The 20711-nt window shown below is 65.5% G+C and carries 20 protein-coding genes; 6 read left to right on the top strand and 14 right to left on the bottom strand.

Going from position 1 to position 20711, the window contains the following annotated elements:
- Positions 1 to 150: 150 nt before the first annotated feature.
- Together IEW02_RS16930 and IEW02_RS16925 are read right to left on the bottom strand one after the other, a co-directional pair.
- Positions 151 to 510, bottom strand: a complete 360-nt coding sequence (locus IEW02_RS16930; protein WP_229746094.1) for a hypothetical protein — start codon at positions 508 to 510, stop codon at positions 151 to 153.
- A gap of 272 nt (positions 511 to 782) precedes the next feature.
- Entirely contained in the window at positions 783 to 2411 is a 1629-nt protein-coding gene (locus IEW02_RS16925; protein ID WP_188545977.1) for a peptide chain release factor 3, read from the bottom strand.
- 202 nt (positions 2412 to 2613) lie between these two features.
- Between IEW02_RS16925 and IEW02_RS16920 the strand changes: the two genes are divergently transcribed.
- Positions 2614 to 4248, top strand: coding sequence for a fatty acyl-AMP ligase (locus tag IEW02_RS16920; protein WP_188545976.1), 1635 nt, complete (start codon positions 2614 to 2616; stop codon positions 4246 to 4248).
- 81 nt (positions 4249 to 4329) lie between these two features.
- Here IEW02_RS16920 and pth read toward each other — a convergent pair whose 3' ends face one another.
- From pth to IEW02_RS16905, 3 genes are all read right to left on the bottom strand, one after another.
- On the bottom strand, positions 4330 to 4917 hold the full coding sequence (gene pth, locus IEW02_RS16915) for an aminoacyl-tRNA hydrolase (protein ID WP_188545975.1): 588 nt from the start codon (positions 4915 to 4917) through the stop codon (positions 4330 to 4332).
- Positions 4918 to 4975: 58 nt separating this feature from the next.
- Positions 4976 to 5635, bottom strand: coding sequence for a 50S ribosomal protein L25/general stress protein Ctc (locus IEW02_RS16910; protein ID WP_188545974.1), 660 nt, complete (start codon positions 5633 to 5635; stop codon positions 4976 to 4978).
- A 166-nt stretch (positions 5636 to 5801) separates the two neighbouring features.
- Positions 5802 to 6389 (bottom strand): TetR/AcrR family transcriptional regulator, encoded by a 588-nt coding sequence (locus IEW02_RS16905; protein ID WP_188545973.1) that lies wholly within the window; start codon positions 6387 to 6389, stop codon positions 5802 to 5804.
- A gap of 60 nt (positions 6390 to 6449) precedes the next feature.
- On the opposite strand from IEW02_RS16905, the gene IEW02_RS16900 reads away from it, so the two are divergent.
- Complete coding sequence (locus tag IEW02_RS16900; protein WP_188545972.1) at positions 6450 to 7376, top strand: DMT family transporter; 927 nt, start codon at positions 6450 to 6452, stop codon at positions 7374 to 7376.
- On the opposite strand, the gene IEW02_RS16895 is transcribed toward IEW02_RS16900, so the two are convergent.
- Complete coding sequence (locus IEW02_RS16895; RefSeq protein WP_188545971.1) at positions 7305 to 8480, bottom strand: aminotransferase class V-fold PLP-dependent enzyme; 1176 nt, start codon at positions 8478 to 8480, stop codon at positions 7305 to 7307. The two genes, IEW02_RS16900 and IEW02_RS16895, sit on opposite strands and share 72 nt — an antisense overlap.
- Positions 8481 to 8593: 113 nt before the next feature.
- Here IEW02_RS16895 and egtA point away from each other — a divergent pair, with 113 nt between their 5' ends.
- From egtA to egtD, 4 genes are read left to right on the top strand one after another with little or no spacing between them, the layout of a single operon-like run.
- Positions 8594 to 9817, top strand: coding sequence for an ergothioneine biosynthesis glutamate--cysteine ligase EgtA (gene egtA, locus IEW02_RS16890; RefSeq protein ID WP_188545970.1), 1224 nt, complete (start codon positions 8594 to 8596; stop codon positions 9815 to 9817).
- Complete coding sequence (gene egtB / locus IEW02_RS16885) at positions 9814 to 11145, top strand: ergothioneine biosynthesis protein EgtB (RefSeq protein ID WP_188545969.1); 1332 nt, start codon at positions 9814 to 9816, stop codon at positions 11143 to 11145. The genes egtA and egtB overlap by 4 nt, the downstream gene beginning before the upstream one ends.
- 2 nt (positions 11146 to 11147) lie before the next feature.
- Positions 11148 to 11882 carry an ergothioneine biosynthesis protein EgtC gene (gene egtC / locus IEW02_RS16880; RefSeq protein WP_188545968.1) on the top strand — a complete coding sequence of 245 codons (735 nt, stop codon included), beginning with the start codon at positions 11148 to 11150 and terminating at the stop codon, positions 11880 to 11882.
- A 24-nt stretch (positions 11883 to 11906) separates the two neighbouring features.
- Positions 11907 to 12881 carry an L-histidine N(alpha)-methyltransferase gene (gene egtD, locus IEW02_RS16875; protein ID WP_229746093.1) on the top strand — a complete coding sequence of 325 codons (975 nt, stop codon included), beginning with the start codon at positions 11907 to 11909 and terminating at the stop codon, positions 12879 to 12881.
- On the opposite strand, the gene IEW02_RS16870 is transcribed toward egtD, so the two are convergent.
- The 8 genes from IEW02_RS16870 to IEW02_RS16835 form a co-directional block, all read right to left on the bottom strand.
- Positions 12878 to 14257: an ABC transporter permease gene (locus IEW02_RS16870; protein ID WP_188545966.1), complete on the bottom strand. Its 1380-nt coding sequence runs from the start codon at positions 14255 to 14257 to the stop codon at positions 12878 to 12880. The genes egtD and IEW02_RS16870 overlap by 4 nt on opposite strands.
- Positions 14254 to 15003, bottom strand: coding sequence for an ABC transporter ATP-binding protein (locus IEW02_RS16865; protein WP_188545965.1), 750 nt, complete (start codon positions 15001 to 15003; stop codon positions 14254 to 14256). The genes IEW02_RS16870 and IEW02_RS16865 overlap by 4 nt, the downstream gene beginning before the upstream one ends.
- A 74-nt stretch (positions 15004 to 15077) precedes the next feature.
- Positions 15078 to 15728, bottom strand: coding sequence for a response regulator (locus IEW02_RS16860; RefSeq protein ID WP_188545964.1), 651 nt, complete (start codon positions 15726 to 15728; stop codon positions 15078 to 15080).
- A complete protein-coding gene (locus tag IEW02_RS16855) occupies positions 15725 to 16897 on the bottom strand; it encodes a sensor histidine kinase (RefSeq protein ID WP_188545963.1) in 1173 nt (390 codons plus the stop codon). The genes IEW02_RS16860 and IEW02_RS16855 overlap by 4 nt, the downstream gene beginning before the upstream one ends.
- An 87-nt stretch (positions 16898 to 16984) precedes the next feature.
- The gene (locus tag IEW02_RS16850) at positions 16985 to 17203 is read right to left on the bottom strand and encodes a DUF4287 domain-containing protein (RefSeq protein WP_188545962.1); all 219 of its coding nucleotides are present in this window, start codon (positions 17201 to 17203) and stop codon (positions 16985 to 16987) included.
- Between the two features lie 61 nt (positions 17204 to 17264).
- Positions 17265 to 18131 (bottom strand): oxidoreductase, encoded by an 867-nt coding sequence (locus IEW02_RS16845; protein WP_188545961.1) that lies wholly within the window; start codon positions 18129 to 18131, stop codon positions 17265 to 17267.
- Positions 18128 to 19033 carry an oxidoreductase gene (locus tag IEW02_RS16840; RefSeq protein ID WP_371829968.1) on the bottom strand — a complete coding sequence of 302 codons (906 nt, stop codon included), beginning with the start codon at positions 19031 to 19033 and terminating at the stop codon, positions 18128 to 18130. Before IEW02_RS16840 ends, IEW02_RS16845 begins: the two co-directional genes overlap by 4 nt.
- A gap of 694 nt (positions 19034 to 19727) precedes the next feature.
- A complete protein-coding gene (locus IEW02_RS16835; protein WP_188545959.1) occupies positions 19728 to 20711 on the bottom strand; it encodes a ribose-phosphate diphosphokinase in 984 nt (327 codons plus the stop codon).

Below are 20711 nucleotides of genomic sequence, written 5' to 3'. Positions count from 1 at the left end.
GTCCCCCGACGTAGGCCGTCAGCGAGGTTGCGCAGGGCGACTCGGAATCCGTTCCGAGTCGCCTTTGTGCGTTCGGCTCCACGGTGGTAGACGACGAAACCGCCGACTCACCATGAGGTGAGTCGGCGGTTTCGGATCGAACGCGTCAGATCAGCGGAAGCCCTTGGCCGGGTTCTGCAGGTCCAGCACAACGGTGGTTCCGTTCGAGCGCACGTGCAGCTCGGGGCTCTGCAGACCACCCGAGGTCAGGTATTCGCCGAGGAGCTGCAGGAGCTCGTCGGGACCCGTCGAGGCGTCGAGCGGACGAGAGTCGCGGCTCGCGATCTCGTTCTGGGTCAGTCGGCCCGCGATGCGGATGGACGCGATGCCCATGGCGGTGCGCCGGTCGGGGCTCGGGTGGCGTCCGGCGCCGTAAGCACCGTTGCTGCCGCTGGACGAACCGTTGGTGGCCGGCGCGCTGCTGCTACCGGGCAGTGCGTGCTCGGAGATCTGGTCGCTGGATGTAGTCATGTCATCGCCCTCACTACTCGGTTGCGGGGGTACCGCGGTGGTGGGAGTCCGTGTGGACCTGTGGGCCGGTGTCTTACCGACCTTGATGCCCGTGAGTGGCACACCTGGTCCGTTGCTCATTCGGACTCTCCTCCGGCTCTCGTAACGTACCCAAAGTTTGTTCTGGTCGTGAAAACGGTAACACGCAGATTGGTATTCCGGCTATAAGTACGGAAAACTCTTGGAAACTGTCCTACTCGCCGGTATTGCTACTGGGCGAAACAGGCGTCGGGCTAATCCGCAGCAGCTACCAAGGGCTCGAGTGTCAGGTCCGGGAGTTCTTTTTCGATATATTGCAGCCGCCATTTGTCACTGACCAAGGCGAGCATGACGCCGTCCGAGCGAGTGAACACCTCGACTCCGCGCTGACGTCCCAACTCGGGGGCCGACTCGGCGTCGGTGCGGCGGGCCAGTGCGTATCCGAGTGGTTCCATGCGAGCTTCGACGCCGAACTCGGCCTTCATTCGAGCCGCGACGACTTCGAACTGCATCGGACCGACCGCAGCGAGAACAGGCGAGGCATCACCGCGAACGTCGTTGCGCAGAATCTGAACGACACCCTCGGAGTCCATCTGGTCCACCGCGCGTCGGAATTGCTTGTACTTGCTGGCGCTCTCCGCCCGAAGAACGGAAAAATGCTCCGGAGCGAACGACGGTATCGGCGGAAACTCGACCTTCTTGTCGGCGTACAGCGTGTGCCCCGGGGCGAGCGCGGTTGCGTTGACGAGGCCGACGACGTCGCCCGGATACGCGTTCTCGACGGTAGAGCGTTCGCGGCCGAACACGGTCTGTGCATATTTCGTGGTGAACGGCTTCCCCGTCTGCGCATGGGTGACCACCATGCCGCGCTCGAACACACCGGACACGACACGCATGAAGGCGAGACGGTCGCGGTGCGCGGTGTCCATACCGGCTTGGACCTTGAAGATCACGGCGCTGAACGGATCGGTGACTGCGCGCGGGTGTCCTTCGACATCCGGACGTGGGCCGGGCGGGGGAGCGAACGAGATCAGCGCGTCCAGAATCTGGTGGACCCCGAAGTTCAGCATCGCCGATCCGAAGATCACCGGCGAGGTCTGGCCCGCGAGGAACATCTCCTCGTCGTGACGCTGTCCGCTCTCGATTAGCAGGTCACTCTCCTCGACGGCGGTGGTCCACTCGTCGCCTTCCCGCTCGAGAGCGGCCTCGACACTCATGTGTTCTTCGGGGGCGATGGTGGCTCCGCCGGCCGTACGCGTGAACCGAATGTATTCGTCGTTCGTGACGTCGAGCAGTCCGCGGAAGTCGCCCGCGATACCCACCGGCCAATACAGCGGTGTCGGGGTCAGTCCGATGCGCTGCTCGATTTCGTCGAGCAGTTCGAGAGGTGACCGGCCCGGCCGGTCCCACTTGTTGATCACCGTGATGACGGGTATCCCGCGGTGCCGACACACCTGAAACAGCTTGAGCGTCTGCGGTTCCAGACCCTTGGCCGCGTCGATGAGCATGACCGCGGCATCGACGGCGGTGAGGACTCGGTAGGTGTCCTCGGAGAAGTCGGCGTGCCCCGGGGTGTCGACGAGATTGATTGTGTGATCGAGGTATTCGAACTGAAGTGCGGTGGAACTGACCGAGATTCCGCGCGCCTTCTCCATCTCCATCCAGTCCGACACCGTCGACTTGCGGCCGGACTTGCCGTGGATGGCGCCCGCCTCGGAGATCATCCGGGCATGCAGCGCAAGGGCTTCGGTCAACGTGGACTTGCCCGCGTCGGGGTGGGAGATGACGGCGAACGTTCGACGTCGGCCGACCTCGTTCGTCAGCCCCTTGGGCACCGTCGTCTTCTCGGTCGGGACGGTGTCGGTCTCGGGCGGGGTTGTCACACGGGCCTTTCGGAGGTTTTGCGGCCGGAGAACAGGATGCCGGTCGAATTCGAACTGAGCGGGTTGCCCAGACAAGGATACTCGCGACCCATCTGCCGTAACGGCGGGCGGAGGCGGTGCTATAGAGGTACTGGTGACGGCGCCGACAATCTGCGGCCGGCCTTCGGCCTTCCCGCCGACACCTCGCGTGAGGAGAACGATCTTGAGCAAGTTCACCGAGGAGATGTACGCGACTGCGATCGCGAGCAACCGCGGACTCAACACCGGCGAGCCCGACGCGCCCCTGCGTCAGACCTGGGGTGAGATCCACGACGTCGCCCGCAAGATGGCCGGCGGGCTCGCCGGCACCGGAGTCGGACACGGCGATGCCATCGGCATCCTCGCCGGTCAGCCCGTCGACATCGCCCCTGCTTGTCAGGCCGCCTGGATGCGCGGGGCGTCGGTGACCATGCTGCATCAGCCCACGCCGCGCACCGACCTGGGCGTGTGGGGCGCCGACACGGAAACCGTCATCGGGATGATCGACTGCAAGGCCGTGATTCTCGGTGCGCCGTTCGATGTGGCGGCCCCCATCCTCGAGGAGCGCGGCATCACCGTGCTGAAGATCGACGATCTCCGTCACGGACCGGACACCGATCCGCTGGACACCTCGGAATCCGACATCGCGTTGCAGCAGCTCACGTCCGGCTCGACAGGGTCCCCGAAGGCCGTTCGGATCACGCACGAGAACTTCTACACCAACGCCTACGCGATGATCGACCGCATCAAGTTCTCGCTCGACGACGACGTGATGGTCAGCTGGTTGCCGCTCTTCCACGACATGGGCATGGTCGGCTTTCTGTCCGTCCCCATGCAGGTGGGTGCCGAGGTCGTCAGCATCACTCCGCTGGACTTCCTGCGGTCGCCGTTGCTGTGGGCTCAGCTCATCGACAAGTACCGCGGCACCGTCACTGCGGCGCCGAACTTCGCCTACTCGCTGCTCGCTCGCCGGTTGAGTCAGGCGCCCGCCGACACCGAACTCGATCTGAGCTCGCTTCGGTATGCGTGGAACGGCGCCGAGCCGGTCGATCCCGACACGATGATCGCGCTCGCCGACGCCGGTGCCCGATTCGGGCTCGCTCCCAGTGCGCTCGCACCCGTGTACGGCATGGCCGAAACCACTCTCGCCGTCTCCATTCCGGACCCCGATCAGGGTCAGGTGCTCGACGTCGTCGACGCCGATCTGCTCGAAGCGATGGGGCGCGCGGTTCCCGCGACCAAGGGCAACGTTCGACGCCTCGCCACCCTCGGCAAGATGGTGCCCAACCTCGAAGGTCGCGTCGTCGACGCGGAGGGTCAGGTGTTGCCCAGTCGCGGCGTCGGCGTCATCGAGGTGCGAGGCAAAGCCGTCACGCCGGGATACGTCACCGTCGACGGTCCGCTTCCCACGCAGGACGGCGAGGGGTGGCTCAACACCGGTGACGTCGGCTACTTCACCGAAGAGGGGCTCGTCGTGGTGTGCGGACGAGTCAAGGACGTGATCATCATGGGCGGCCGCAACATCTACCCGACGGACATCGAACGCGCCGTCGGCACCGTCTCCGGTGTGCGGCCCGGCAACGCGGTTGCCATCCGTCTCGACGCTGGACAGAAGCGCGAAAGCTTCGCTGTCGCAGCCGAAACCAACGACATCAGCGATCCGGAGGCAGTCAAGCGCATCGAGCACGACATCGTGCACGCAGTGTTCTCCGAGGTCGGGGTTCGGCCGCGCACGGTAGCGGTGCTCGGGCCCGGCACCCTTCCCAAGACCTCGTCCGGGAAGCTGCGGCGGGCGAATTCGGCGTCGTTGTTGTCGTAGCTGCTTTTCTCGGACTCAGGGGCACATTCAGTCGATCTATCGGTATCAGGGTGCCCCTGAGTCGCAGCGGCGACAACCGCCCTACGGCCGGTGCACCCTGTTCTGCGCTTCCTCGAGCCCGAGCTTCAGCAGTAGCTCCACCGCATCGGCCGCTTCCTCCACCACGATGCCCAGTTCGGTACGTTCGGCTGCCGCAAAGGGTTTGAGGACATACGACGCCGCGTCCATGCGTCCCGGCGGGCGGCCGACGCCCACGCGCACCCGCAGGTAGTCCTTGGTAGCCAACGACTTCGAGATCGAACGGAGGCCGTTGTGCCCACCTTCACCGCCGCCGAGCTTGAGCCTGACGAGCCCGAAGTCGACGTCCAGCTCGTCGTGCACCACGATCATGTTCACCGGTTTCACGGAGAAGAACCGCACCAATCCGGCTACGGGACCGCCGGATTCGTTCATGTACGACCGCGGCTTGGCGATGACGACGGGCCGGTCTCCGAGCCGGGCCTGAACCACGTCGGAATTGCTGCGTTTGTGCGCGCTGAACTTGCCGCCGACTCGGGCCGCAATCGTTTCTGCGACAACGAAACCGACGTTGTGCCGGGTGCGCTCGTACTGCGATCCGGGGTTGCCTAGCCCGACGATCAGTGCGGTGTCCACGAAATCTCCTGACATACGACAGCGGCGCACCCTCCCGAAAGAGGATGCGCCGCTGCAGAAAAGCGAACGAAGGTCAGTTCTCGTCGGCTTCTGCGGCCTCGTCGGCTGCGGAGCTGTCCTCGACTGCTTCTTCTTCCTCGGCAGCGATGTTCGACGCGAGATCGCCGGCACCTTCGGCTTCGAGAGCTGCCTCGCTGGGCGCCTCGACGACGTTGACCAGCAGGGTCTCGGGATCGGAGATCAACGTCGCACCGCTCGGGAGGTCGAGCGAGCTCGCGAGGAACTGTGTGCCGATCTCGGCCTCTTCGACGGAAACCTCGAACTGCTCGGGGATCTCGGTGGCGTCGACCTCGATCTCGACGACGTTGGCGTCGGTGGTGACGAGCGCGCCGGGAGCTGCTTCCCCGGTCACGACGATGTTGATCTCGACGGTGACCTTCTCGCCCTTGCGGATGACGAGGAGGTCGGCGTGCTCGATGTAGTTACGGATGGGGTGAACCACGACCGACTTGGTGAGCGCGAGGTGCTTCTCCCCGTCGACGCTCAGTTCGAGGACGGCGTTGGTGCCGTCGGCGCGCAGGACCGCAGCGAACTCGCGGGCAGGCAGGGCGAGGTGCTTCGGGTCGGTTGCGTGACCGTAGAGAACGGCGGGAACCTGGCCGTCGCGGCGGGTGCGGCGAGCGGCACCCTTGCCGAACTCGGTACGGGTGGTGGCGTTGAGGGCGTTGGCCATGGTGGAACTCCTATGAATCGCTTCGGCTGGTACTACTGGTCCAAGTACTTCTCGTCTGGCGTGGACACGGACGAGGACGGCCGAAGGGACGGTCGAGCCTGCGTCGATCACGGTGAAGCGCGAGCTTCACCCTCGCCGAGACAACCTGGAGAACTTTACCGGACCTTCAGGCCGCAGCCCTAATCAGGTCGGCGGCCAGGTTCTTGGCCACCGCCATGCCGTCGGCGAAACCACCGGCGGTGCTGGAGATGATCGCGCCCTCGTGCACCAGAGACAGTCGGCGACCGAGCGTGTCGGCGTCGTGGAGGTCGGCCTCGTGCGCCAATCGCACCATCAGGTCGCGGCCCCAGTTCTTCTCCTTGCGGATGACGCCAAGGCCGGGGTGGTCGGTGCCGCCGATCTCGGCGAAGGCGTTGACGAATCCACAGCCACGGTCGTTGTCCCGCATCCATTCCTCGAGCGCGTCGAACACCGCGAGAACTCGATCGGGACCGGACGTCGGAGCGACTCGGTCGAGGTGGTCGAGTACGAAGTCGCGCCACCGCAGGTACCGCCGTTCGAGGTAGAAGACGACAAGGCCGTCCTTCGATCCGAAGCGGTCGTACAAGGTCTTCTTGGTGGTTCCGGCCTCGTCGGCGATGAGGTCGACGCCCACCGCTCGGATGCCTCGCGCATAGAACAGATCGCTCGCGACGGCGATGATGCGCTCACCGGCGGGTGTGAGCTGGGTGGTCGGGTCCGGTGCAGTGCGCACGGCTGGCTCCTTCGATGGGGATACTGCAAGTATACAGACCTGTATGGTTACCTGGCCGGTATGAGAACTCGATCCGACTCCATGCTTGCCGTCGCCATGGTGATTCTGTGGAGCTCCGGCTTCATCGGCGCCGAACTCGGAACCCGGTACGCCCCGGCGCACACCCTGCTGCAATGGCGCTACGTCGTCGCGATCGCGCTTCTCGCACCGTTCGTTCTGTGGCGGCGAATGCGTACCTCGCGTGCCGGGGTGCTGCGCCACGTCGGACTGGGTCTGGCGATGCAGTGCGTCTACCTCGGGTTCGTCTTCAGTGGAATTGCCGGCGGGGTGTCGTCCGGTATCGCCGCTCTGATCGCAGCTCTGCAACCGCTCGTCGTGGCCGCGGTGGCCGGACCGCTGCTCGGTGAGTACACCGGCGTCCGTCAGCGCATCGGATTGGCAATCGGCATAGTCGGAGTCGCCGTCGTGGTGGTCGGCGACGTCGGCGGCGGCAATGCACCGTGGTGGATGTACCTCCTCCCGGTGGCCGGGATGCTGTCGCTCTCGGCGGGGACGGTGGCCGAACGGCGAATGAAACCGACCGAACCCCTCGCGCTGTCGCTGCTGATCCAGTGTGCGACGGGCGCCGTGTTCTTCTCGATCTGGGGAATCGGCGCCGGTGATCCCCTGCCGCCCATGACCGGCGGTTTCTGGCTCGCCGTGATGTGGACCGTCTTCCTGTCGACGTTCGGCGGTCTGGGGCTCTATCTGATCGTGGTGCGACGTACCGGTGCGACCAAAGCCAGTGTCCTGCTGTACCTCACGCCGCCCACGACACTGCTGTGGGCATGGCTGATGTTCGGCAACGACCTCACGATCGGTGGGTTCGTCGGGCTGGCAGTGTGCGCAGCAGGGGTCTCGATGGTCCTTCTCCGATCAAGTAACCAGGCGCCGAACGGCACCGATCGCGCGATCCAGATCGTCGAACGAGACAAAGTAGTGCGGTGACGCACGCACGACGGCCGCGAGTCCGCGTGCCTCCATGTCCAGTCGGGTCGATCCCGCGAAGCTGACGGTCACGGTGATCTCGTCCGCGGCGAGGACATCGCGCACCTCGGTGGGTTCGTAGCCGTCGACGGTGAACGTGACGATGCCGCTGCGACGATCGCCGAGATCACGAACTGTCACGCCCGCGATCTCGCCGAGACCGGCGCGTAGATACTCCGCTCGTTCGGACACCGCCGTCTGCACGTCGTCGATTCCGAGGCCGAGCAGGTAGCGCACCGCAGCGCCGAGTCCGAGCCGTGCGGCGACGTCGTGCTCCCACAGCTCGAAACGCGTTGCGTCGCCGGCGGAGCGGTAGGTGCCGGCGCCCGTCCACTGGGCGCTCCGCAGGTCCTGAACCTGCGGAACGAGCCGATCGATCGCGTTCGGTGCGACGTAGAGGAAACCGGTACCACGGGGCCCACGCAGCCACTTGCGGCCCGTCGCGGACAATCCGTCGACGCCGAGTTCGGACACGTCGATCCGAAGCTGCCCAACCGACTGGCATGCGTCCAGCAGTACCAAGGCGCCGTGGCGGTGGGCGAGTTCGGTGACGTCACGAACCGGGTTGACCAGGCCTCCGTTGGTAGGTGCGTGAACGACGGAGACGATCTTCACGCGGTCGTCGAGCATGGCCTCGAATCGACCGAGGTCGATACGGCCGAGTTCGTCGCTCGGCACGATTTCGACTGAGGCGCCGGTGGCTTCCGCCCGTTGCAACGCCTCGATGGCGTTGCTCGCGTACTCCACGCGGGAGATCAGAATGCGATCACCCGGCGCAAGCGGGACGGCGAAGAAGAAGTCCGACCACGAGCGAGTCGCACTGTCCGACAGGGCAATGTCCGACGGCGCCGCACCGATCAGTTCGGCGACGGCGGCCCGAACGTCGGCCAGTTCGTATTGACGCTCAAGCGCGGCGCGATAACCGCCTATCTCCGCCTCACGGCGCAGATGAGCGATCATCGTGTCGGTCACGACGGTGGGAGGCAGGGACGAACCGGCGCTGTCGAGAAACGCGCGGGCCGCAGCGCCAGGGGTGTCGGCGCGAGCTCTCGTGAAGTCGATCATCGAGACCGACAGTACTCGAGTGCCGGCTGACGAATGTGTCGGTGCGTTGTGCTTCACTCGAGATTATTCTGGTGCAAGACGGGGTAACGCCCTTGCTGAAGAACGGAGCACTCATGACCAACACCACCGGCGAGCTCAGCTCGCGCCCCGCGGCGGAGGCGTACATGTCGCGGGTCTGCTTCAAAGTCGGCCCACCTCGTCTCGTCGGGGCCGAACTCGAATGGTTCACCCGATGTCCCGACGGCAGCCGACCCAGTCTGGATTCCCTGGCCAGCGCCTTGGGTCGGTACGCCCCACGATCCATAGATCCCACCTCCGATTTTCTGCCCTTGCCCTCCGGAAGCATCGTCTCCGTCGAGCCAGGCGGGCAGATCGAATTGTCTTCTCTGCCCTATTCGTCCGCTTCCGAGGTCTGCGACGCACTCGCGTCCGACGAGGTCCGTTTGCGGTCCATGCTCGAGCATGCCGGCATCGCACTGGGGGGTGGCGCCGCGGATGCGCACCGCCCACCGGAACGGCTGCTGACCCTCCCGCGGTACTGCGCGATGGAAACTCGTTTCGAGCGATTCGGCCCCTTCGGAAAACTCATGATGTGCAACACCGCAGCCGTGCAGGTCAGCGTCGATGCTGGAGCCGACGCCGACGACATCCGACGGCGCTGGACTCTGCTGCACGCGGTCGGTCCGGCGCTGGTGGCGGCGTTCGCGTGTTCCCCGGACCTGTACGGCGTGCCGGCCGGCGGATGGGCGTCGCAACGCATGCGGACCTGGATCGAGCTGGACCGCACCAGGACTCGGGTGCCACTCGGCGTCGATCCCATCGCCGACTACGCCCACTGGGCGCTGGACGTACCGTTGTTGTGCGTCCGTCGCGGCGAAACCCTGTGGTCGCCACCGGGTGACGCCACCTTCGGCGACTGGATCGACGGCCACCTCGACGACGAGATGGGTCGACGCCCCGACGAGCGAGACCTGGACTATCACCTCACCACGTTGTTCCCGCTCGTTCGCGCCAGTGGGCACTTCGAGGTGCGGTACCTCGACGGTCAGCCCGACGGGGAGTGGTCCGTCCCCGTTCAGGTGGTCGACTCGCTGCTGCGAACTCCGTCGATCACCGAGGAAGCGACGGCGCTGATCGCCCGTACGGCGCATCGGTGGGACGACGCGGCGCGAGACGGATTGACCGACAACGACCTTCGAGACGCCGCGGTGGACCTTCTCACCCTGGTGGCCGACACCACAGCCGAGCCACGAGTACGTACCGAGGTCGCCGACGCAGCACGACGCTGCCGGTCGGGAGCGATGCCCGCGGCGCATTCGCGAGAGGAACGAGCATGAGTGTGCAGAACTTCACCCGACCCGACGTCGCCGCGCTGCGCGGTGAGCTCGAGACCGCGCTGACCCGAAGCCGCGCACGGACTCTGGGTCTCACCGACTGCGTCGACGAGGCCGATCTGGTTGCGCAGCACTCCACGCTGATGAGCCCCCTGGTGTGGGATCTGGCGCACATCGGCAACCAGGAAGAGATGTGGCTGGTCCGCGACATCGGGAAGCGACAGCCCGTGCGGGGCGACATCGACGAGCTCTACGACGCGTTCAAGCATTCGCGGTCGTCGAGGCCGAGCCTGCCGTTGCTGAACGCGGGAGAGGCGCGAGACTACGTCCACACCGTGCGGGAGAAGGTATGGGATGCGCTCGAGGCGAGCCCCCTGACCGGTCGTCCACTCGAACGTGACGGTTTCGCCTTCGCAATGGTGGCGCAGCACGAGCAGCAGCACGACGAGACCATGCTCGCCACGCATCAATTGCGTACGGGGGCAGCTGTTCTCGACCTGCCGAACGCACCGGAGGCCACCGTGCCGCCGGGGCGCGATCTCGAAGTCGTCGTTGCGGGCGGTCCCTTCGAGATGGGTACGTCCAGCGATCCGTGGGCGCTCGACAACGAGCGTCCCGCCCACGTGGTCGACGTGCCGACTTTTGCGATCGATGCGCTCCCCGTCACCAACGCCGAGTACATCCGTTTCATCGCCGACGGCGGATACGACCGCGAAGACGTGTGGTCCGAGCGCGGCTGGGCGCATCGTGTCGACGCCGACGTGACCGCGCCGCAGTTCTGGGAGCAGGATTCGGACGGCACGTGGTGGCGTCGGGTGTTCGGTGTGATGAAGCAGGTACGGCCCGCGCAACCCGTCGTACACGTCTCGTATTTCGAGGCCGACGCCTACGCCCGCTGGGCCGGCAAACGGCTTCCGACGGAAGCGGAATGGGAGAAGGCCGCCCGGTTCGACCCGAGCGCACAGAAATCCCGCCGCAACCCGTGGGGCGAATCCGACGCGTCCGAGCGGGAGGCGAACCTCGGCCAACGCCATCTCGAACCCGCCGATGTCGGTGCCTATCCGGAGGGTGCGTCAGCGCTAGGCGTCGAACAGTTGATGGGCGACGTGTGGGAGTGGACCTCGTCCGACTTCGTCCCGTATCCCGGTTTTCGGGTGTTCCCGTATGCCGAGTACTCGCAGGTCTTCTTCGGTGGCGACTACAAAATTCTGCGTGGCGGGTCGTTCGGCACCGATCCCTTCGCCGTACGGGCGACGTTCCGGAACTGGGACCACCCGATCCGGCGGCAGATCTTCGCCGGCTTCCGGTGCGCTCGCGACGTCGGCCGATAGGAATGTGCAGACATCTCGGATACGTCGGTCCGCCGCGCTCGGTTGCCGAAGTTCTGACGGGGCAGCCACATTCGTTGCTCACTCAGTCCTACGCACCGACCGACATGCGGCGAGGCGGCACCGTCAACGCCGACGGGTTCGGAGCGGCGTGGTCGGCGCCGGACGGCTCCATGGTGTCGTATCGCAACGCGATGCCGATGTGGACCGACCCTGCGGTCACCGACGTGTTGACGCAGGTGACGTCGACGTGCGTGCTCGGTGCGGTCCGGTCGGCGACGGTCGGAATGCCGATCGTCAGGACGGCCAACGCGCCGTTCGTCGACGGCCGGTTCGCGTTCAGCCACAACGGGGTCGTGGCCGAGTGGCCGACGTCGATGGCGGCCCTCGCCGCGCAGATTCCAACCGAAGACCTGATGACGCTCGAAGCGCCCACCGATTCGGCCTCGGTGTGGGCTCTGCTCAAAGTGGCGCTGCGCGAACATGGTCCAGGGCGTGCGCTACGTACGGTGGCCACCGCCGTCGACTCTGCCGCCCCGAACTCGCGCCTGAACTTCCTCCTCGGGGACGGGGAGGCTCTGTACGCCACGGCCGTCTACCATTCGCTGTCGGTGTATTCCGACGACGAGTGCGTGATGGTCGCATCCGAACCACTCGATTTCCGTCCGGGATGGCAGTCCGTCCCGAATCGTTCATTCGTGACCGCGCGCATCGGCAACGTCGACGTGCAAGACCTGTGAAGTGCCAAAATAATGAGGAGCACCGTGACCGCACCAGCTCTCGACATTCACATCTCACCCGACGACCTTCAGCGGGCTCTGCGCGCCGACGTCGCCTCGGGACTCGCCGCCGATCCGAAGTGGTTGCCGCCCAAATGGTTCTACGACGCCGCGGGTAGCGAGCTCTTCGAACGTATCACCGAGCTACCCGAGTACTACCCGACCCGCACCGAGCGCGCCTTGCTGGCCGAGCACGCAGCCGACATCGCCGCCGCGACCGACGTCGAGACCCTGGTCGAGCTCGGATCGGGATCGTCGGAGAAGACGCGTCTTCTGATCGAGGCAGGTCTCGAGCACGGGTCGCTGACACGGTATGTGCCGCAGGACGTCTCACCGTCCGCCCTGACCGGTGCCATCGACGAACTGGGCGTGGCCTTCCCGAATCTCGACGTACGCGGCATCGTCAGCGACTTCACCGACACGCTCCGTACCTTGCCGACCGGTGGGCGTCGTAGCATCGCGTTCCTCGGCGGAACGTTGGGCAACATGGTTCCGGCCGAGCGCGCCGAGTTCCTCGGCGACATCGCGGAGACGTTGGAGGTGGGGGAGTACCTACTGCTGGGAGTCGGGTTGGTCATAGATAGTGCAGTCATGGTCCCCGCCTACGACGACGCGGCCGGCGTGACCGCGCAGTTCAACCTCAATGTGCTGTCCGTCTTGAACGACAACCTCGGCGCCGGTTTCGATCCCGCCGACTTCGAACACGTGGCGCTGTGGAACGACGAGGACGAGTGGATCGAGATGCGGTTGCGGGCCACCCGCGCACATACGGTCCGAATCGACGGTCTCGACCTCGACGTCTCGTTCGCCGAGGGCGAGGAAATGCGCACAGAGATTTCCGCCAAGTTCCGACGCGACGGCATCGAACGCGAACTCGCCGACGCCGGGTTCGGCATCGGCGAGTTCTGGACGGACTCGGCGAACAGGTTCGCGCTCATCCTGGCAGAACGCCGGCCCTAGGCGTCCGCGAGCGCCACCACGGGCGGGATTGCGTTGGCCCGTCGGGCCGGGATCAGTGACGCACCGACGGCGAGCAAGGCGGCGCACACGACAGTCCCCGCGATCAGCGTCCACGGCAGGGTGGGGGCTGCGATACCGGAACGGGCAATGGACCCGAGCAACGACTGTGCGGCGGCCCATCCGTACACGATGCCGAGGATCAGTCCGAATCCCACGGAGGCAATGACCAACTGGGCGCTCTCGGAGACGATCATGCCGCTAATCTGCCTGCGAGTGAACCCGAGTGCGCGCAGCAACCCCAGTTCGCGAGTGCGCTGCAGGATGCTCAGTGACAGGTTGTTGGTCATCCCCACCGCAGCGATGACACCGGAGAAGCCGATCAGTCCGGTCATGATTCCGACGGTCACTGCCAGCGATCGATCGAGCGACTCCTCGCTGAACTGTTCGGAAAGCATGGCGCGATAGCTGTACATCGCCACGGCGAACGTCACGACGAGGGTCACCCCGATCAGCAGCCCGAGGGCAGTTCTGGTGCTGCGCTCGGGGTATCGGGTGGCGTTGGCCGCGGCGAGTCGCGCAGACGGTGTTCGTCCGGCGAGAAGTCCGACCAGACCGAGAACCGATGGCACGATGCGGTGGGCCCCCACCAGAACGCCGGTGAACGAGAAGACCCCGCCGAAGAACGCGACGAGCACACCGGCCGGTGTCAGCGATCCGACCAGCACACCCAGACCGAGAAGTATTGCGCCACCGGCAATCAGGACGATCGACATCGTCGTCCGCACGCGGCGCGCCCTCGGGTGAACGTCACCGGATTCGATGACGACCCCGGCGGCTTCGATCGGCGTCACTTCCAGTACGCGCTTGGCGCCGACGTGCGATGCGGCCCAGGTGGTTCCGACGACGATGACGACAGGCAATGCGGTGAGCGGTTGAATCAGGGTGTACGGGAGATCGGGCAGAGCGCCCGTCGACACGCCCACGGCCCGTGCGAGGTGGCTGGTTGCGACTCCGACGACGAGTCCGACGACAGATCCGAACGCACCTACCGACAACCCCTCGCGCGACACCGACCGACGCAGATCCGAACCGGATGCGCCCAGAAGCCTGAGCAGAGCAATAGTTTTGGTACGTCCAGCCACGATGGTCGCGAACGTGTTGGCGGTGACGATCGCGGCGACGTACAGGGCCAGGAGGATGAACACCATTGCGACGCAGTACAACGCGACCGCGACGGCCCCCTCTCCGTCCGTACCGAAGATGTCGAGCAGAAATGCCGTGGCCTGGATCAAGACCACCCCGAAGAACGACGCCATGGCCGTCACGAGTGTGCTCGCGCCGTGATCACGCTCGGTAGCCCCCGTCATGGCCCTCATGCCGCACGCTCCATGGAGAGCATGTAACCCGAGATCTGGTGGGCGCTGGACCGACCCCGTTCGTCGACGATGCGTCCGTCGGCGAGAAATACGATGCGGTCCGCGTAACTGGCTGCCACAGGGTCGTGGGTGACCATGACGATCGACTGGCCGTACTCACTCGCCGCGGCGGCGAGCAGCGTCAATACCTCTCGGCCGGTCCGGGAATCGAGATTGCCGGTCGGTTCGTCCGCGAAGATCAAGTGGGGTCGAGCGCCGAGGGCGCGCGCAATGGCGACGCGCTGTTGCTGGCCGCCCGAGAGCTGATGCGGCCGATGAGCGATGCGCTCGCGCAGGCCCAGGGTGTCGACGAGCTGGTCGATCCACGCGGTCTCCTCCGAAGACGGAGACCGTCCGTCCAGTTCGAACGGCAGCACGATGTTCGACATGACATCCAGCGTCGGAACGAGGTTGAACGACTGGAAGACGAAACCGATCTGCCGCCGACGCAGTTCGGTCAACTTGTTGTCGCCCAGCCTGGTGATGTCGGTGCCGGCGACCAGGACGTGCCCCGAGGTGACGGAGTCGAGGCCGGCCATGACGTGCATCAGCGTCGACTTGCCGGACCCGGACGGTCCCATGATGGCAGTGAATTCGCCGGGGCGAATGTCGAGTGACACGTCGTCCAGCGCGGACACGACTCCGGCTCCGCCGTACTTCTTGCTCACGCGGTGGACACGGGCAATGGGTTCGAGTGAATTCGTCATGACCACGACGCTATGAGCGCAGCGGCGGGAAAGAATCAGGCTGCAGTCTTTGCGTCGTACATCTACAGGATGACCTACGTGAGTGCGTGTTCGAACGCGTACACGACCAGATGCACCCGGTCGCGGACGTGCAGCTTCGCGAAGATTCGGCTGATGTGAGTCTTCACCGTTGCCTCGCTGAGGTATTCGTGCGCGGCAATCTCGGAGTTGCTCAGACCCCGCGCCGCGAGCCGAAATATTTCCTGCTCTCGGCTGGTGAGCCGGGTGAACTCCGGCGGCGTGTCGGGCGTTGCCGGAGTCGGCGTGAACCGATCGAGCAGCGCGGTGGTGGCCGACGCCGCGATGACCGAATTGCCGGCGTGGACCGTCCGGATGGCGGCGAGCAGAAATTCGGGGTCGGCGTCCTTGAGCAGGAATCCACTGGCCCCCGCTCGAATCGCACGCGCCACGCTCTCGTCCAGATCGAAGGTGGTGAGCACCAACACCTTCGGTGGATCATCGGTGGAGTCGACGATTTCCCTGGTCGCAGCGATCCCGTCGAGAACGGGCATCCGGACGTCCATGAGGACGACGTCGGGTGCTTCCCTCGCCGCAAGCTCGACACCGGCGCGCCCGTCACCGGCCTCACCGACGAATTCGAGGTCGGGCTGCGAGGAGATCAACATGCGAATGCCGGCGCGAAACAGTTGTTGATCGTCGACGAGGGCGACACGAATGCGCGTCATGACGTGTGGGCCGTAGGAATTCGTGCCACAAGAATCCACTCCTCGTCGTCGGGACCGGCGGTGAAGGTGCCGCCGGACAGTACCGCCCGTTCGCGCATACCGACGAGACCGTGGCCGCCCGACACCGCGGGGCCTCCTGATTGGACTCGATTACGCACGGTCAGCTGTGTCGACGAACCGTCGGTATCGAGTCGAACGGACACCGGTCTGCGCTTGTCTCCGTGACGCAGCGCATTCGTGAGCGCTTCACGCGTGATGCGGTACAGCGTCAATCGACCGCTTTCGCCGAGGTCGGCCGCGTCCGTCGTGGCCTCGAACCGGACGTCGAGGCCGGCGGCACGCATCCGCTCCACCAACGTCTCGAGATCTCGAGAATCGTTGTCCGACACATCATCCGTGTCGTGACGCAGCTGAGCCAGGACGTCCCGAACGTCGCGAAGTGCGTCTCGCGACGTCGACGCGATCGTGGCCAGCGCGCGGTCCACGGCATCGGGATCGGACGTGCGTGCGTAGCGCGCACCGTCGGCCTGCGCGATCACGACGGCCAACGAGTGGGCAACGATGTCGTGCATATCCCGAGCAATGCGGCTGCGCTCGAGTTCGACGGCCACCTCGTGGCGGGAGCGTTCCTGTTCGATCTCGGCGAGTGCGCGGGAGTGCTTCTCCTCGACGGACATTCGATTGGCGAGGGCGATGCGGCCGAGCGCCCACGACAGTCCGAGGACCCCCCACGACGCGATCAGGATGATGGCGAGTTGCTGGACGGTCTCACCGACACTGCGCCCGTCCGACACTGGGACATAGGGCTCCCCGCGAAAGCCGACCAGGTAGATCGCCGCGACAATTCCGCCGACCACGACGGACGCCAACCCGATCCGTCGCAGGCGTGCCGACCCGTAGGCAGCGGAGGAATAGAGGGCGAACAGGATGGCAACGTTGCTGGGCTGCGTCCCGAGTCCGGCAATCAACTGTACGACGGCCAAGACCCACGACGCTGCCAGAGCCGGGCCGGGGGCGAACCGTCGGACGGCGAGAATCACGCCGAAACCGACCAGGAGCACCACCGCGGTGGCCCCGTTGGACACACCTTCGGCGAGGAACAGCAGCGACAGCGCCACAGCGATCACGATGTCGACGACGATCTGCACTCGCGTCAGGGATCGAAACACGGGGTCCAAACTACGGAAGCTTTGGGATCACGGCGAGCAGGGGATGCAGAAGTGTTCTCATTCGAGTCGCGATGGACTGTCCGTCGGTCAGGCGGGTGGGACAACTACCCCGGTCTGACGGGCATGAGCGACCAGTGCGTTCGCGTGGCCATGCCCCATGCCGTGCTCCGTCTTCAACCATGTCACCAGTTCACCGTGCTTCTTCAGCGGCGACGCAGCAAGCGCGTCCATCCACTCGTCGATGGATTTACCGTACTTCTTCTCGATCGAGGGGAAATAGCTCTGTGGTCCAGTCACATCGGACATGGGCGTTCCTTCCGTAGACGGTTCAGCGTGAAGACTTCTCGCACCGTCGAAACTCATCGAGTCATGTCGACGTCGCCCGCTCCGAGACCTCCCAGAGCCGACGCGCCAACTCGGGGTCGCTTGCCTCGGAGCTCCGACCGACCAGCGTTGGGTGACCTCGGGTTTCGAACCGGCCGTCCGGGCCGACGTAGCTTCCGCCCGCGATGTCCGCGGTGGCAGCGAAGAGGGTCGGCCATGCGCCCGCCTCCGGTGACTGGGCCACCACCCGATCCCCGACGGCGGTCATGACTCGCTCGAACACGGGAACGTCGTCGTCGAGGTTGAGTCCGGTCGTTGCCCAGCCGGGATGCGCCGCAACAACTTTGACGGGCGATCGAGACTCGGTGAGGCGCCGCTGCAGTTCGGAAGCGAACAGAAGGTTGGCCAACTTCGACTGCCCGTAGGCGGCGAGCCACGTGTACGTGCGCCTGTCCCATCCGAGGTCGGACAGGTCCATCGTCGTGCGCCGATGTGCCAGCGAGGCGAGGACGATAATGCGATCGGTGATCAGCGGCAGCACATGTTGCGTCAGCGCGAAATGCCCGAAGTGGTTGGTGCCCATGTGCATTTCGAAGCCGTCGACCGTATGGCCGAGCGTGCGGCTGGTGAGCCCGGCATTGTTCACGAGAATGTCGATCGGGCGGTCCCACTTGTCGGCAAACCGGCGCACCGACGCCAGGTCGGCGAGGTCGAGCCGCCGGACCTCTGTGCTTCCCGCTATCGACGCGGCGGCAGCCTCGCCCTTGTCGGTGTTGCGAACGGCCAGCACCACGTGCGCACCGGCCCGTGCGAACTCACGAGCGGTCGCCAGTCCCAGTCCGCTGTTCGCGCCGGTCACGACGACAGTCCTGCCCGACTGATCGGGCAGGTCCGCCGCCGTCCACCTCACTTGGTGGTTGCGCCCAACGAGAAGTGAACGCCCGTAGCCTCTTCCGACGCGTCCCACAGCTTGCGCGCCATGTCGGCGTCCTTGGCCTTGTCGCTGCGGTCGACCACCTTGGGGTGTCCGCGCAGTTCACCGATGCCGTTCGGACCGACATAGCTGTTGCCGGCGAGCGGCTCGGTGGCGGCAAACAGCGCGGGACGTGTTCCCGCGTCGGCGCTCTGAGCGAAGAGCAGATTGCCGACCGACATGAACGCGTCGGCGATGGGGTTGCCGTAGTGGCTCTGCAGGTTGGTGGCGGAGTAGCCGGGATGTGACGCCACCGCGATCACGCTCGATTTCGCGCCCGTGAGCCGGCGCTGCAGCTCGGACGTGAACAGGAGGTTCGCGAGCTTCGACTGCGCGTAGGCGCCCATACGGTCGTACTTGCGCGTGTTCCAGTTCAGGTCGTCGAGGTCGATGTGACCGCGCTTGTGCACGAACGACGACATCGTGACGACGCGGTCCGTGATGTGCGGTAGGAGCAGGTTCGTGAGGGCGAAGTGGCCGAAGTGGTTGGTGCCCATCTGTAGTTCGAACCCGTCGGCGGTGCGCGCGAACGGGGGCACCATCACGCCGGCGTTGTTGATCAGGACGTCGATGGGCTCGGTCCAGGACTCGGCGAAGGCCCGAACCGACGACAGGTCCGACAGGTCCAGCTTTCGGACCTCGGCGTTGCCGGTGATGGATCGGGCCGCTTCGTCACCCTTCTGGGTGTTGCGCACCGCGAGCACCACACGCGCACCGACGCGTGCGAGTTCGCGGGCCGCAACCAGGCCCAGTCCGCTGTTGGCGCCCGTGACGACGATGGTGCGACCCGTCTGGTCGGGCAGATCGGCAGCTGTCCACTTGGAAGTCATGCAGTCCAGGTTACCGATGCCGTGGGTCGGTCGGTCTCGGGAACTGTCATGGCTTTACCGCTCACGAATAAGGTATTCGGCCAGTCGGCTTGCGCGCTTGTGAAGCGGCAAATGCTTCACAAGCGTTCGTGGTCACGTGTGGATAGGGCGCACGAGGTATGGCCGGACCGCTTGTGAAGGGAAGTCCGCGCCTGCCGCGGCAAATCCTTCACAAGCGCCCGTGGTCACGCGTGGATAGGGCGCACGAGGTACGGCCGGACCGCTTGTGCAGGAAAGTCCGCGCCTGCCGCGGCTAATCCTTCACAATCGCGCTTGGTGACGTGGATCGGGCACCCCCTCCCGAGGCGGAGGTATGGCCGGGCCGCTTGTGAAGGAAAGTCCGCGCCTGCCGCCGCAGATGCTTCACAAGCGCCCGTGGTCACGTGGATCGGGCGCACGAGGTATGGCCGGACCGCTTGTGAAGGAAAGTCCGCGGCTGCCGCGGCAAATGCTTCACAAGCGCGCTTGGTGACGCGTGGATGGGGCGCACCCCTCCCAAGGGAGGTATGGCCGGACCGCTTGTGAAGGAAAGTCCGCGCCTCCCGCGGCAAATCCTTCACAACCGCCCGTGGTCACGCGTGGATCGGGCGCACGACGTATGGCCGGACCGCTTGTGAAGGAAAGTCCGCGCCTCCCGCGGCACATCCTTCACAAGCGCGAAGGGCTACGCCGAACCGTCGAAAAGGCTTGTCACCGAACCGTTCTCGAACACCTCGCGGATGGTGCGGGCAAGGAGGGGGGCGATCGACAGCACCGTGAGCGTCGGGAACTTCTTGTCGTCGCTGATCGGGAGGGTGTTGGTGACCACCACTTCCTTGGCGCCGGAGTTCGCCAACCGCTCGGCGGCGGGTTCCGACAGAACACCGTGTGTTGCGGCGATGACGACGTCGCCGGCGCCCGCAGCCTTGAGTACCTTCACGGCGCCGGCGATGGTGCCGCCGGTGTCGATCATGTCGTCGATCAGGATGCAGGTACGGCCCTCGACGTCGCCGACGACGCGGTTCGACTTGACCTGGTTCGGCACCAACGGGTCGCGGGTCTTGTGGATGAAGGCCAGCGGCGCACCGCCGAACGAGTCCGCCCACTTCTCGGCGACGCGCACGCGGCCGGAGTCGGGGGAGACGACCGTGATGTGCTCGAGGCTGTATCCCTTGCGAATGTGCTCGGCGAGCTGGCTGTGCGCGTGCATGTGATCGACGGGTCCGTCGAAGAAACCCTGGATCTGGTCGGTGTGGAGGTCGACGGTGATGATGCGATCGGCGCCGGCAGTCTTCAGCAGATCGGCGACCAGGCGAGCGGAGATGGGTTCGCGGCCGCGGTGCTTCTTGTCCTGGCGGGCGTACGGATAGAACGGCAGGATCGCCGTGATGCGCTTGGCCGAGCCACGCTTGAGCGCGTCGATCATGATCAGCTGTTCCATGAGCCACGTGTTGAGCGGGTACGGGTGGCTCTGCAGCACGAACGCGTCGGATCCGCGAGCGGACTCCTCGAAGCGAACGAAGATCTCACCGTTGGCGAAATCACGGGCCGTCTGAGGGGTGACCTCGATGCCGAGTTCCTTGGCAACCTGCTCGGCCAACTCGGGGTGTGCGCGACCTGAGAACAGCATCAGATTTTTCTGATTGTCGATCCAATTCGCGGTGGTCAC

It is taken from the genome of Rhodococcoides trifolii, from assembly GCF_014635345.1.
GTDB lineage: Bacteria > Actinomycetota > Actinomycetes > Mycobacteriales > Mycobacteriaceae > Rhodococcoides > Rhodococcoides trifolii.
This window is presented reverse-complemented; position numbering and strand designations above follow the sequence as displayed.